Source organism: Haloferax mediterranei ATCC 33500, from assembly GCF_000306765.2.
In the GTDB taxonomy this organism is placed as follows: Archaea; Halobacteriota; Halobacteria; order Halobacteriales; family Haloferacaceae; genus Haloferax; species Haloferax mediterranei.
Genome location: NC_017941.2, coordinates 2,151,634 through 2,164,341 on the forward strand (window position 1 = coordinate 2,151,634; position 12,708 = coordinate 2,164,341).

13 protein-coding genes are annotated in these 12,708 nt (G+C 64.1%); 8 read left to right on the forward strand and 5 right to left on the reverse strand.

Annotated elements, in window-relative coordinates; genetic code table 11:
• Positions 1-162 precede the first annotated feature (162 nt).
• Both pccA and HFX_RS11065 read left to right on the forward strand, forming a co-directional pair.
• Entirely contained in the window at positions 163-1,968 is a 1,806-nt protein-coding gene (pccA, locus tag HFX_RS11060; protein WP_004059941.1) for a propionyl-CoA carboxylase biotin carboxylase/biotin-carboxyl carrier subunit, read from the forward strand.
• A gap of 75 nt (positions 1,969-2,043) precedes the next feature.
• On the forward strand, positions 2,044-3,093 hold the full coding sequence (locus HFX_RS11065; protein WP_004059940.1) for a bifunctional biotin--[acetyl-CoA-carboxylase] synthetase/biotin operon repressor: 1,050 nt from the start codon (positions 2,044-2,046) through the stop codon (positions 3,091-3,093).
• Positions 3,094-3,098: 5 nt separating this feature from the next.
• On the opposite strand, the gene HFX_RS11070 is transcribed toward HFX_RS11065, so the two are convergent.
• The 3 genes from HFX_RS11070 to HFX_RS11080 form a co-directional block, all read right to left on the reverse strand.
• Positions 3,099-3,653 carry a universal stress protein gene (locus HFX_RS11070; RefSeq protein WP_004059939.1) on the reverse strand — a complete coding sequence of 185 codons (555 nt, stop codon included), beginning with the start codon at positions 3,651-3,653 and terminating at the stop codon, positions 3,099-3,101.
• Positions 3,654-3,774: 121 nt separating this feature from the next.
• Complete coding sequence (locus tag HFX_RS11075; protein WP_004059938.1) at positions 3,775-4,788, reverse strand: amidohydrolase family protein; 1,014 nt, start codon at positions 4,786-4,788, stop codon at positions 3,775-3,777.
• A gap of 77 nt (positions 4,789-4,865) precedes the next feature.
• Positions 4,866-6,089: an HD domain-containing protein gene (locus tag HFX_RS11080; protein WP_004059937.1), complete on the reverse strand. Its 1,224-nt coding sequence runs from the start codon at positions 6,087-6,089 to the stop codon at positions 4,866-4,868.
• 368 nt (positions 6,090-6,457) lie between these two features.
• Here HFX_RS11080 and cofD point away from each other — a divergent pair, with 368 nt between their 5' ends.
• The 6 genes from cofD to HFX_RS11110 all read left to right on the forward strand — a co-directional run bounded on the left by cofD (position 6,458) and on the right by HFX_RS11110 (position 10,736).
• On the forward strand, positions 6,458-7,450 hold the full coding sequence (gene cofD / locus HFX_RS11085) for a 2-phospho-L-lactate transferase (protein WP_004059936.1): 993 nt from the start codon (positions 6,458-6,460) through the stop codon (positions 7,448-7,450).
• Entirely contained in the window at positions 7,450-8,232 is a 783-nt protein-coding gene (locus tag HFX_RS11090; RefSeq protein ID WP_014732504.1) for a tRNA-dihydrouridine synthase, read from the forward strand. Before cofD ends, HFX_RS11090 begins: the two co-directional genes overlap by 1 nt.
• A complete protein-coding gene (locus HFX_RS11095; protein WP_004059934.1) occupies positions 8,232-9,089 on the forward strand; it encodes a triphosphoribosyl-dephospho-CoA synthase in 858 nt (285 codons plus the stop codon). Before HFX_RS11090 ends, HFX_RS11095 begins: the two co-directional genes overlap by 1 nt.
• On the forward strand, positions 9,086-9,742 hold the full coding sequence (locus tag HFX_RS11100) for a DUF447 domain-containing protein (protein WP_004059933.1): 657 nt from the start codon (positions 9,086-9,088) through the stop codon (positions 9,740-9,742). Before HFX_RS11095 ends, HFX_RS11100 begins: the two co-directional genes overlap by 4 nt.
• 24 nt (positions 9,743-9,766) lie before the next feature.
• Positions 9,767-9,955 (forward strand): 30S ribosomal protein S17e, encoded by a 189-nt coding sequence (locus HFX_RS11105; protein WP_004059932.1) that lies wholly within the window; start codon positions 9,767-9,769, stop codon positions 9,953-9,955.
• Between the two features lie 124 nt (positions 9,956-10,079).
• Entirely contained in the window at positions 10,080-10,736 is a 657-nt protein-coding gene (locus tag HFX_RS11110; RefSeq protein ID WP_004059931.1) for a glycerophosphodiester phosphodiesterase, read from the forward strand.
• 83 nt (positions 10,737-10,819) lie between these two features.
• Here the strand turns inward: HFX_RS11110 and pccX are convergent, their stop codons facing one another.
• Both pccX and HFX_RS11120 read right to left on the reverse strand, forming a co-directional pair.
• Positions 10,820-11,086 carry a propionyl-CoA carboxylase subunit PccX gene (gene pccX, locus HFX_RS11115; protein WP_004059930.1) on the reverse strand — a complete coding sequence of 89 codons (267 nt, stop codon included), beginning with the start codon at positions 11,084-11,086 and terminating at the stop codon, positions 10,820-10,822.
• Positions 11,083-12,627 (reverse strand): acyl-CoA carboxylase subunit beta, encoded by a 1,545-nt coding sequence (locus HFX_RS11120; protein WP_004059929.1) that lies wholly within the window; start codon positions 12,625-12,627, stop codon positions 11,083-11,085. The genes pccX and HFX_RS11120 overlap by 4 nt, the downstream gene beginning before the upstream one ends.
• Positions 12,628-12,708: the final 81 nt, after the last annotated feature.

Here is a 12,708-nt window from a genome sequence, read left to right on the forward strand (position 1 = left end):
CGTTTGGATTTGAGTCGATATTCACCGTATTCCGCTTGTACGTTAGGTTTCTGGCGGGTTCTTTCATGGTCGAACACGTAAATCGTTGACTGTCGAATCATGAACCGACGTGCGTTGTGAAACCGATAGAATAACGTGTGGTTCCCTGAAAGACTACTGTAAATGTTCAGCAAGGTTCTCGTCGCCAACCGAGGCGAGATCGCAGTGCGCGTCATGCGTGCGTGCGAGGAGCTTGGAGTCCGAACTGTCGCGGTCTACAGCGAGGCCGACAAACACGGTGGGCACGTACGCTACGCGGACGAGGCGTACAACATCGGCCCAGCCCGTGCGGCCGACTCCTACCTCGACCACGAGTCAGTCATCGAAGCAGCCCGGAAGGCTGACGCCGACGCTATCCATCCGGGGTACGGATTCCTGGCTGAGAACGCCGAGTTCGCCCGAAAGGTCGAAGATTCCGAGTTCACGTGGGTCGGTCCGTCCGCCGACGCGATGGAGCGACTGGGTGAAAAGACGAAGGCCCGGTCGCTCATGCAGGACGCCGACGTGCCGGTCGTCCCCGGTACGACCGAGCCCGCAGACTCCGCCGAGGACGTGAAAGCCGTCGCCGACGACTACGGCTACCCGGTCGCCATCAAGGCCGAAGGTGGCGGTGGCGGTCGTGGCCTGAAGGTCGTCCACTCCGAAGACGAGGTCGATGGCCAGTTCGAGACGGCAAAGCGAGAGGGTGAGGCGTACTTCGACAACGCCTCCGTCTACGTCGAGAAGTATCTCGAAGCGCCGCGCCACATCGAGGTGCAGATTCTCGCCGACGAACACGGAAACGTCCGTCACCTCGGCGAGCGTGACTGCTCGCTCCAGCGCCGCCACCAGAAGGTCATCGAGGAAGCGCCGTCGCCTGCGCTCTCCGAGGACCTGCGCGAGCGTATCGGCGAGGCCGCCCGACGCGGTGTCCGCGCGGCGGAGTACACCAACGCCGGGACGGTGGAGTTCCTCGTCGAGGACGGCGAGTTCTACTTTATGGAGGTCAACACGCGTATCCAGGTCGAACACACCGTTACCGAGGAAGTGACGGGTCTCGACGTGGTGAAGTGGCAACTGCGCGTCGCCGCGGGCGAGGAACTCGACTTCTCGCAGGACGACGTGGAAATCGAAGGCCACTCGATGGAGTTCCGCATCAACGCGGAAGCCCCCGAAAAGGAATTCGCGCCCGCGACGGGCACGCTTTCGACCTACGACCCGCCGGGCGGCATCGGCATCCGCATGGACGACGCCGTCCGTCAGGGCGACGAAATCGGCGGTGACTACGACTCGATGATTGCAAAGCTCATCGTCACCGGGTCTGACCGCGAGGAAGTCCTCGTTCGCGCCGAGCGCGCACTCAACGAGTTCGACATCGAAGGACTTCGAACGGTCATTCCGTTCCACCGCCTCATGCTCACCGACGAGGCGTTCCGCGAGGGAAGCCACACGACGAAGTACCTCGACGAGGTGCTCGACCCCGAGCGCATCGAGGCCGCCGTCGAGCGCTGGTCCCCCGAAGCCGTCGCCGGCGACGAAGAGGAAGGAGAGGTGACAGAGCGCACCTTCACCGTCGAGGTCAACGGCAAGCGCTTCGAAGTCAGCCTCGAAGAGCGCGGCGCACCCGCTATCCCGCTCGGCGGCGCATCGGCCGCCGCGTCCGCATCGAAGCCCTCCGGCCCACGAAAGCGCCGTGAAGAGAGCGACGAAGGTGGACAGCAGGTAATCGAGGGTGACGGCGAGTCCGTCGCCGCCGAGATGCAGGGGACCATCCTCGCTGTCGAAGTCGACGAGGGCGACGACGTCGAGCCCGGCGACACTGTCTGCATCCTCGAAGCGATGAAGATGGAAAACGACGTTGTCGCCGAACGCGGTGGCACCGTCTCGCAGGTGCTCGTCGGCGAAGGCGATAGCGTCGACATGGGCGACGTGCTTCTCGTCCTCGAATAGCCACTCTCGGTCGAAGTTCTCGCACGGAGAACCGGAACCACGAACCTCTTTCTTCGCGCCGTCGTAGCCGACTTCATGAGCGACACGCGACGCACCCTCCTCGATGCACTCGCCGAGGGGCCAGTCTCCGGTCCCGACCTCGCGGACCGACTCGGCGTCTCTCGCGCCGCGGTCTGGAAGCACGTCGAATCACTCCGCGATGACGGCTTCGGCGTCGAGAGTACAAGTGATGGGTACACCATAACCGACGTTCCCGAATACGGTGGCCCGGCTATCGAGTACGGACTGGAGGCCGACTACGACGTGGAGTTCCACGAGGTTCTTGCCTCGTCGAACGACCGCGCTCGCGAACTCGCCGCCGACGGCGCGACGGACGTGGCCGTCATCGCTCGCGAGCAGTCCGCCAGCAAGGGCCGGAAGGGACGCGAGTGGTCCGCACCCGACGGCGGCGTCTGGATGAGCCTGCTCGTCCGGCCCGACGAGCCACCGGCGCACGCACCGCTGTACACGCTCGCGATGGCCGTCGCCGTCTGCGATGCGGCGCGTGAAGCAGGTGTTGATGCGAGTATCAAGTGGCCGAATGACGTTATCGTGAGTCGTCCGCCGCAGCGGGCGACGAACGATGGCTCGTCGGGCGCATCAGCGTCCGACGGGGGGATTGCGAGCGAAGCGAGCAATCGTTCGGCTGACTCTGGCGAGTCTGACCGCGGCTACAAAAAGCTCTGCGGCATCCTCACCGAGATGGAAGGTGAAGCCGACCGCATCTCGTGGTTAATCATCGGACCCGGTACCAACGTCAACCTCGACCCCGAGACGCTCCCGGAGGGTGCGACGAGTATCGCCGCCGAAGCCGGCCCGGTCGAACGCCGCGTGTTCGTCCAGCGGGTACTCGAACGGTTCGAAGAACTGCGAGATGACCTCGATAGCGTCCTCCTGGCGTGGCGCGAGCGGGCCGACACGCTCGGCAGACAGGTTCGCGTCCACACCGCAAGCGGCGTGGTCGAAGGAAAAGCGGTGGACGTAGAGCACCCCGGAACACTCGTCGTCCAAACCGACGAGGGTGAGACACGCGTCCACGCCGGCGACTGCGAACACCTGCGCCCGGCAACTGACGACAGTCGCTGAGCGGCTTATCTTTCTCCGTCGACAGTGGCGGTTGTGTCTGCTGTTGTCTCAGCATCCACAGGAGAGTCCGCCGCGGATTCGACGGGTACTTCGACTGCCGATTCATCGGTATTGTCTCGGCCGCCTGCGATACGGACAGTCAAGACGGGAACGTTCGACGCGCGGACGACTTTCTCTGCGACCGACCCCAAGAGTAACCGGTCGATGCCACCGCGGCCGTGTGTCCCCATCACGATAAGGTCGCAGTCGCCGCGCTCGGCGAACTCGACGATTTCCCGACTCGGTGACCCTTCGAGGACGTGCGTCTCGACCGGGATATCGTGTTCCTCGGCCGTCCGTTTAATCAGTCTGAGGGCCGCTTCGGCGTCGGAACGCAACAGTTCATCGACGCCTTCCCACGATGATTCCGCTGGAAGTCCGACGAAACTTCCCGCATTTACGACGTAGACCCCGTGTAGTTCCGCATTGTGAACCCCCGCAAGCGCGGCCGCGTGGGTCGCGACGCGCTCGGACCCGTCTGACCCGTCGATGGGGACGATAATTCGGTCATACAACACCATGACACATGGTAACATATTCTTACCAGTAGTAATAACCCTTTGCTACGTGAGGAGTACTGCGAGAATATGATGTGAAGCTGATTGGTCTGAGAAGGTGTCACCGGTGACGGTCGACAGCCGCTCAGAGATGGACGTCTTTTACGTCCGACAGTCCGGCTCGACGGACGACGGCGCGGACCACGTCTTGGACGCCTGCGAGGTTGTCCGTGTCGCCGTCGAGGACGAGCAGTTTCCCCTCGCGGCCCTCCTCGATGAGTCCATAGTTCAGGTCCGCGAGGTCGGCCCCGTTTATCGTCGCCATTCTGAGCACCTCGGCGGCGGATACGTCTGCGAGTTTCGAGGTGAACTCCATCTCGCGGAACATCGACGGACTGTTGAGCATCACGTTGTCCGTTCCGAGCGCGACCTTCGTCCGGTTGGCTAGTTCGCGCACCGGCGGGACACCGACACCGGTGACGAGGTTCGACCGCGGGCAGACGACGATTGGAATCTCGCTGTCTGCGACCCGTTCGAGGTGGAGCGGTTCGGGGTGAACCATGTGGACGAGGAAGTCGGGTTCGAGGTCCAACGCCGGATTGATGTCGTGGGCGTCGCGCTCGCCGGCGTGGATGCCGAACAGTTTTCCGGCCTCTGCGGTCGCGTTTCGAAGCGTTGCGAACTCGGCGTCCCGCGCACCGGACGCCCCGAAGCCATCCGCAATCTCCATTGCGTCCGCTGTCTCCCGTCCGAGGATGACGGCCTCGATGTCTCTGCCGTCGAGCGCCTGACGGATGACATCGACACCGTCGACGCCGCCCTCGCGGAATTCGAGACAGGCCGCCGTTCCCCCTTGTTCCATCAGTCGGAGCGACCGGTGCATTGCGGCGACTTTCTCCTCGGTACTCGCCGCCCGCAGAAGTCGGTGTTTGAGACCATCCGGCGGAGCGACTAACTCGTCTAAGGAGAGCCCACCGCCTGCTTCCTTGGCGATTGAGTCGCCGAGGTGCGTGTGCGCGTTAACGAACGCGGGAAGAATGATATCCGTCGAATCGGTGTCCGCCTCCTCGATGGCGGTGATAATTCCATCTTCGACCACGACCCGCCCTTCGACCGGTTCGAAGTCGCGACCGCGGAGTACCGTGCCCTCGAATTGCATCGCGTTCGAATCAGTCGTCCCGCGGCTTGAACCTCCCGTCTCGTGACGGCGTGTGGATTGTCGATGTCTCGATATCGCTACTCGAACTCGTCGAGCGTGGCGTTGAGTCCGCTTCGAACCTCGGAGACGAGTGTCCCCTTGATGTCGAGACCGAGAACGTTCGCGGCAGCGCGCCCGACTCGCTCTGTCTGTGCTTCGGGTGCGTAGACGCCGAATCGCCACTGCTGTTCCTGTGCGGTTCGAAGCGCCTGCACGAGCGGCGATTCGCGTTCTAACTGCCGCATTTCGCCGTTTACCATCACTCGTGACGAGGATTCTGTCATCGACGGGCGCGGGGGGATGTCGAGAATGACGGACTCGGCGTCTACGTCGGCGGCCGCGGCGATTTCACGCTCGAAGTCGGCTACAGCGTCGTGTTCGGCGTCGATAATCGAGTCGGGTACGTTCGGGAGTTCCGCCCAGACGGCCCGCTTGTACAGGTCGCGTGTGGCGAGTCGCTCCGCAAACTCGGTTGTCGAGGGATTGAGACGGAGCGCGACGAGAAGGTCATAATCGTCCATCCGGCGGAGTTCGTGCGCGTCGATATCCGGTTCCGTGAGGAGCTGTTCGGCCGCTCGTCGGAGCATCGCCTTCGAGATACGTGCGACAGGGTGCTGGTAGACGGTCGGGTTCATCAGTGCACGGGCCAAAAGGAGGGATTCTGCGGTCTGGACGTTCCCCTCGGCAAGCACGAGTTCGCCATCGACGAAGGTGAGTTCACGAATCAGTCGCTCGTGGTCGATGGTGCCGTAGGGGACGCCCGTGTGGTGGGCGTCGCGCACGAGGTAGTCCATCCGGTCCACGTCGAGTTCGCCCGAAACGAGTTGGCCGAACTCGCCGTCACCTTCCACGAGTGCGGCGACGCGCTTCGGGTCGAGTCCCTCGGCTTCGAGCGTCTCGCCGATGGTTCCGCGAGCGACCAGTTCCTCCACGTCGTCGTGGTACTTGCCGGTGTGGCGGTGCGTCACCGACTCGATGTTGTGACTGTAAGGACCGTGACCGACGTCGTGGAGGAGTGCCGCGGCTTCGATGTGAGCGGCGGCGTCGCCCTCGATACCGAGATGCGAGAGAGCACGCGAAGCGAGGTGATAGACGCCAAGGCTGTGTTCGAACCGGGTGTGGTTCGCGGAGGGGTAGACCAGTTGGACCGTACCCAACTGCTTGATTCGCCGAAGTCGCTGCATCTCCGGCGTGTCGAGGAGGGCCTCGGCCGCGCCCTCGACCTCGATGTGGTCGTGGACGCTGTCCTTGATGGTCGTCATTGTCGGGGATTCGGCCGCCATCGGGTAAAAATGGTCGGGCGGGTTTCGAATAAAAAACCGGTCAGTTGCACCACGCCTGAGTCGAGTACTGCCCGGTCACACTACGACAGAATACAGATTGGTCACACTACGACAGAATACAGATTGGCCACACAGGAATACAGATTGGCCACACAGGGAACCACAGCGCGTGGGGCGGCAGCGGCACAACACCCTACTGCGAACCGCTTCAGTCGAGCGCGAATAGACGCTGAGATGGAACCCTGCCCGATGCCACTGTGGCGCATCGGGGCGTACCGCGGCGAGCCATAACTGCGGTCGTCTCCGGTGAAGGAACTTTCAAACCGCCACTCGCCTTACGGCGGAACATGGTCACTTTCCTCGCTGGGGGAACGGGAACCCCCAAACTCCTCGACGGGGCCGCCGAGGTGTTCGACCCCGCTGAGACGACCGTCGTCGCCAACACCGGTGACGACGTCGAACTCGGCGGCCACCTCGTCTGCCCCGACGTGGATACGGTCCTCTTCTCCGGCGGCGGCGTCCTCGACACCGACCGCTGGTGGGGCATCGCCGACGACACCACCGAAACGGACGACGAACTCCACCGTCTCGCCGACGCGGCCGGTCTCGACGCCGGTCCGCGATACCTCCCCGACGAGGCGCAGACCGCCGGGCGCGACATCGCCCGCTGGCGGCGGTTCTCCGGCATCGCGGAGTTCATGGAAATCGGCGACCGCGACCGCGCGGTCCACATCACGCGAACCTCGCTCCTCGACGAGGGCAACACGCTCACCGAAGTTACCCGGACGCTCGCGGCTGCCTTCGGTCTCGACGTGTCTCTCCTCCCGATGACGGACGACCCCGTTGCGACCCTCGTCCACACCGACGAGGGCGTGATGCACTTTCAGGAGTACTGGGTTCACCGCCGAGCCGACCCCACCGTCCACGACGTGGAGTTCCGCGGCGCGGACGAGGCAACCATCACCAACGCGGTCGCCGACGCTCTCTCAGACCCCGTTGTCATCGGCCCGTCGAACCCAGTCACGAGTATCGGACCGATGCTCGCACTCGGTGGCTTCGCCGACGCCCTCGCCGACACGCCTGTCGTCGCCGTCTCTCCGTTCGTCGAAGACCGCGTGTTCTCCGGTCCCGCTGCCGACCTCATGGAAGGCGTCGGCTATGACCCCTCGACCGCAGGCGTCGCTGAGGCGTACCCATTCGCGGACGCGTTCGTCTTGGACGAAGCGGATGGGACGGACCTCGGCTGTCCGGTCGTCCGAACTGACACCCGAATCGATGGCCCGAAAGACGCGGAACGTGTCGCCCGTGCTGTCGATGGCGCGCTCGCGGAGGTGATGTGATGTTCTCCCCTCGCGTCGGAGCCGCAAGCCTCAGCGGCGAATCTGACGCTGCATGGGCACGCGCTGCTGCGCCCCACGTCGGCGCGGCTTTCCTCGGTGGCATCGCCCTCGACGACCCCGCACGGGAGGCCGCACGCGAACTCGTCGCCCGCGGCCGCTCGGAGTTTCTGCCCGACGACCCGTTAGCGTTCGTCACGGACCAACTCGCTACGCTGGACGAGACGGACTTGTTTATCGGTGTCAACGTCCGAGCGACCGAAGCAGAACCGATTCGCCAAGTCGCCGCAATCTGTTCCGACTACGGTGCTGGTGTCGAAGTAAACGCCCACTGCCGACAGGACGAACTCTGCGCCGCCGGTTGCGGCGAGACACTTCTCCGTGACACCGACAGGCTGGTCGAGTTCGTCGGTGCTGCCGCCAACTCCGGTGCACCCGTCGGCGTGAAAGTTCGCGCCGAAGTCGACGGCGTCGCCCTCCGGGAACTCGCACCAACGCTCGCCGATGCGGGGGCCGACTGGCTTCACATCGACGCGATGGATTCCGAGTCGGTCGTCGCCGACGTGGTTGACGCCGCACCAGACCTGTTCGTCGTCGCCAACAACGGCGTCCGCGACCGGGTGACTGCTCACGAGTACCTCCAGTACGGCGCTGACGCTGTGAGCGTCGGCCGTCCGAGCGATGACCCCTCCGTCCTCCATCGCGTCAGAACCGCCGTCGACGACTGGTTCGCGGACGATGGAGTGGAAGGACCGACGAAGTACGACGACGAGGTATCTCTCTGATGTCACCGACGCCGGTCACCAACCGCGGATTCGGCCCCGCACGCCACGCGGAACTCGCGCTCCTGCTCGAAGTCGCCGGAACGCCCAAACCGGGGAACGTCGACCGTCGCCGCGACCTCTCGGACCTTCACTTCGAGCACTTTCTGACCGGTGCTGTCGGGGCGGCGAAAGGACTCCGACTCGCGGAATCCGGCACATCCGTCGGCGAGGCGTTCGAAACAGCCGTCGCAGGAATGAGCAAGCAGGGCGGTGGCAACACGCAATTTGGCTGTCTCCTGCTTCTCGTCCCACTCGTCCGGGCGGCCACCGCAGGTGACCTCTCACCCGACGGCGCGGCGGCGGTTGTCGAATCAACCACCGTCGACGACGCGGTGAATTTCTACCGGGCGTTCGAGCACGTGAACGTTGCCGTTGGCGAGGTGCCTGACGACGCGTCCGACCTCGACGTTCGTCACGGCGGCGATGCTGAGTCCGCGCTCCGGGACCGCGACTTTTCCCTCTACGATGTGATGGAACTCAGCGCCGACCGCGATGCCAACGCACGCGAGTGGACCGGCGGATTCGACCGCACGTTCCGTGCAGCCGACGCGATTCTCGTGGACGACGGCCCAGTCACCGACCGCGTGGCGCGGGCATTTCTCGACCTGCTCGCCGAGGAACCGGACACGCTCGTCGTAACGAATCACGGCGAGTCGGTCGCCCGCGACGTGATGGACCGCGCCGCTGCCGTCTCGAATCTCGACGAGGCCGAGGAGCTGGCTGAGACGTTCGTCACCGAGGGAATCAACCCGGGGACGACCGCCGATATCGCCTGTGCGGCGACGTTCGTCGCGCTGGAGCGGGGGGTCCCGCTGTGACCGACGAGCCTCAGTCCGGGACCGAAGAACCCACCGAGTGGCCCGTCGAACTTCGCGGCGTCACCGAGTCGGTCGTCGCCACGCTCGGCCCGAACGACCTGTGGAACTTCGCGGCACTCGGGCTTCACGCGCCCGAATCGTCGGCGGGCAGCGTACCGGACAGCGTCACCGCAACGACGTGGGGAAACACCCGAACCCGCCGAAACTTCCACCGGCAGGGCGGCGGCGTCGTTCAATTCGTGTCCGACCCGCGGGACTTCGTCGAGGCTGCGATGACCATCTACGAGCGAGAGTCGCCCGTCCTCGACTCGGCCGACGCGTGGGCCGAAGTCGAGGCGACGATGGTCGACTCGGGCGAGGACGGCGGGACGCAGTGGGAAACATGGGAACTGCACCCCGTCGACGCCGACATCGAGCGAACCCGCCCGTGTACCATCAACCGCGGGTTCGGAGCTGTCATCGACGCGACAGTCGCCGCCTCCCGCCTCGACGTGCCCGCCTTCGACACCGACGAGTTGCTCTCCCGACTCGCGTACTTCGCGGAAACGGTCGACAAGTGCGGCGGACCGGCGGAGCGCGAAGCGTTCGCACGAATCGATGAGTTGACCGGGTGGCGCGAGCGGGCGGCGGAGCGACGGAACGAATCGTTTTAGTGTTCGTCCGGGGAAATCTCCGACATGGCAATCAAGCCCAAGTACGTCAAGCAGCTTGGTAACATCCTGCTGGAGCGTTACCCGCAGGCGTTCAACACGGATTTCGAGACGAACAAGGACAGCGTCGAGCAACTGACCACCGTCGAGTCGAAGGGCGTCCGCAACCGCATCGCCGGGTACATCACCCGCAAGAAGGGCGGACAGACCGCGTAATTTCGTAGCAGACGATTCTCTCTGCAATTCCTCTTCTCGCCCCGTTCGGGAGCGGATGCGCCGGCCGCTTTGCTGACCTGTCGCGTGAGATAACGTTTAGTCGCTCGTCTCGCGATGCTCACCCATGCGCGCCATCGGCCACCGTGGTTGTCCCGCTCTCGCCCCCGAGAACACGCTCGCCGCCTTCACCGCCGCCGCCGAACGACTCGACTGGGTCGAACTCGACGTTCGACGCTGCGCGAGCGGCGAACTCGTCGTCTTCCACGACGAGACGCTCGACCGCCTGACCGACGTTGATGGTTCGGTCGCAGAAACGCCCCTCTCGGACCTCCGTGAAGTCACCATCGGCAGTTCCGACGAGCCGATTCCGACGCTCGCCGAAGTGTTCGAGGTACTACCCGACGACATCGCCGTCAACGTCGAACTGAAAGAGGACGGTCTCGCGTCGGACCTCGGGGCTATCGTCGCCGACGCCCCGAACGAGGTGCTGGTCTCGTCGTTCGACGCGGACGCACTCCGAGAAGTGCGCGAAGCGACCGACCTCCCTGTTGCATTCCTTTTCGCCGACGACTGGAACGAATCGCTCGATATCGCCGCGGAACTCGACTGCACGGCTATCCACCCGTACTACGAACTGCTCTCGGAGGCTCGAATCGAAGACGCACACGACGCAGGGTTCGAGGTCAACACGTGGACAGTCCCCGACCGCGGAACAGTCGAGAAACTGCGCGACTGGGGCGTCGATGGCGTCGTTATCGACAACCCGGCGTTCGCGGAGTAAGAACGAAGTAAAGAGGGAACGCATCCCCGGTCTGCGCCGCGACGTACCGCTTACCAGTCAGAACCGGTCAGTACGTCCCGAAGTCAGAACCGGTCAGTACGTCCCGAAGCGGCCCACGCGTTCGTTGGTGCGCCCGACGGGACGCGACGGGCGCATCCCGTAACCGAGTCGAGGCGACCGGCGTACTGCCAGCGCTTTTCGTCCCACGTCTCTTCTTCGTCTGCTGCGGCGGCGACCGCGGCGGCCGTCTGGTCGTGGAGATGTGCGCCGACTGCAGCAGCGATGGCCGCTGCCTCCTCCGAGTCCGCGTCGTCGGGAATCGACAGCCCCGAGAGCAGGTCCTCCGTCATAGCGGGATATTACCGTGCTTCTTGTCGGGTTGCGACTTGCGCTTCGACTTCAGCATCCGGAGGTCCGCAATGAGTCGGTTCCGGGTATCGCCGGGTTCGATAACGTCGTCGACGAAGCCGCGGTCGGCCGCCGTGTACGGGTTAGCGAACTCCTCGCGGTACTCTTCGATGAGTTCGTCGCGGCGGGCGTCAGGGTCGTCGGCCGCTTCGAGTTCGTCGCGGTAGAGGATGTTGACCGCGCCCTGTGGCCCCATGACGGCGATTTCGGCGGTCGGCCACGCGTAGTTCACGTCCGCGCCGAGGTGTTTCGAGGCCATGACGTCGTAGGCACCGCCGTAGGCCTTGCGGGTGATAACTGTCATGAGCGGGACCGTCGCCTCGGAGTAGGCGTACAGGAGTTTCGCGCCGTGGCGGATGATGCCGTTGTGCTCCTGGTCGGTGCCGGGGAGGAATCCGGGTACGTCCACGAACGACAGGATGGGGATATTAAACGAGTCACAGAATCGGATGAATCGCGCACCCTTTTCGGACGCTTCGATGTCGAGGGTACCGGCGTTCACCCGGGGCTGGTTGGCGACGATACCGACGGAGTGGCCGTCGAGCCGGCCGAAGCCGACGACGATGTTCTTCGCGAAGTCCTCCTGTACGCCGAAGAACGAACCTTCGTCGAGGACGCCGTTGAGCACGTCGTGAATGTCGTAGGGCTTCCGCGGTTGGTCGGGAACGATCTCTTCGAGTTCGTCTGCGACGCGCTCTGGGTCGTCCCACGGCTCCACTCGCGGCGGGTCTTCGACGTTGTTCTGCGGGAGGTAGGAAAGCAGGTGGCGGATATCGTCGAGCGCCTGTTCTTCGGTGTCCGTAGCGAAGTGAGCCACCCCGCTCGTCGAAGTGTGGGTCGTCGCACCGCCGAGTTCGTCGAAGGTGACTTCCTCGCCGGTGACCGTCTTGATAACGTCGGGTCCGGTGATGAACATGTGGCTGGTGTCGCGGACCATGAACGTGAAGTCCGTCAGCGCGGGGGAGTACACCGCACCGCCAGCACAGGGACCCATAATAGCCGAAATCTGCGGAACGACGCCGGATGCCTCGGTGTTCCGGCGGAAGATTTCGCCGAAGCCACCGAGCGACTGGACACCCTCTTGAATCCGAGCGCCCGCGGAGTCGTTCAGGCCGATGACCGGCGCACCGACTTCCATCGCCTTGTCCATGACCTTGCATATCTTCTCGGCGAACACTTCGCCGAGCGACCCGCCGAAGACGGTGAAGTCGTGGGCGAAAACAAAGACAGTTCGACCGTCAACCTCGCCGTGTCCGGTGATGACGCCGTCGCCCGGAAGCTTCGTCTCTTCCATTCCGAATTTGTGGTTCCGGTGGGTTCGGAACTGGTCGAATTCTCGGAACGTACCGTCATCGAGGAAATAGTCGATTCGCTCGCGGGCGGTCATTTTGCCCTTGTCGTGCTGGGAGGCGATTCGGTCCTCACCGCCACCCTTCAGCGCTTCCTCGCGTTTCTCACGAAGTTCGTCGATCCGGTCTTCCATCGTCATGCCAGATCACCTTCTCTCATTGAACTGTCAGTGCGCAGGCTGGGGTCAAAGGAGTTCCGCAATCCGGCAACCCTT

Coding starts and splice junctions, on each gene's coding strand:
- pccA (WP_004059941.1), top strand. CDS start 163: ATGTTCAGCAAGGTTCTCGTCGCCAACCGAGGCGAGATCGCAGTGCGC.
- HFX_RS11065 (WP_004059940.1), top strand. CDS start 2,044: ATGAGCGACACGCGACGCACCCTCCTCGATGCACTCGCCGAGGGGCCA.
- HFX_RS11070 (WP_004059939.1), bottom strand. CDS start 3,653: ATGGTGTTGTATGACCGAATTATCGTCCCCATCGACGGGTCAGACGGG.
- HFX_RS11075 (WP_004059938.1), bottom strand. CDS start 4,788: ATGCAATTCGAGGGCACGGTACTCCGCGGTCGCGACTTCGAACCGGTC.
- HFX_RS11080 (WP_004059937.1), bottom strand. CDS start 6,089: ATGACGACCATCAAGGACAGCGTCCACGACCACATCGAGGTCGAGGGC.
- cofD (WP_004059936.1), top strand. CDS start 6,458: ATGGTCACTTTCCTCGCTGGGGGAACGGGAACCCCCAAACTCCTCGAC.
- HFX_RS11090 (WP_014732504.1), top strand. CDS start 7,450: ATGTTCTCCCCTCGCGTCGGAGCCGCAAGCCTCAGCGGCGAATCTGAC.
- HFX_RS11095 (WP_004059934.1), top strand. CDS start 8,232: ATGTCACCGACGCCGGTCACCAACCGCGGATTCGGCCCCGCACGCCAC.
- HFX_RS11105 (WP_004059932.1), top strand. CDS start 9,767: ATGGCAATCAAGCCCAAGTACGTCAAGCAGCTTGGTAACATCCTGCTG.
- HFX_RS11110 (WP_004059931.1), top strand. CDS start 10,080: ATGCGCGCCATCGGCCACCGTGGTTGTCCCGCTCTCGCCCCCGAGAAC.
- pccX (WP_004059930.1), bottom strand. CDS start 11,086: ATGACGGAGGACCTGCTCTCGGGGCTGTCGATTCCCGACGACGCGGAC.
- HFX_RS11120 (WP_004059929.1), bottom strand. CDS start 12,627: ATGGAAGACCGGATCGACGAACTTCGTGAGAAACGCGAGGAAGCGCTG.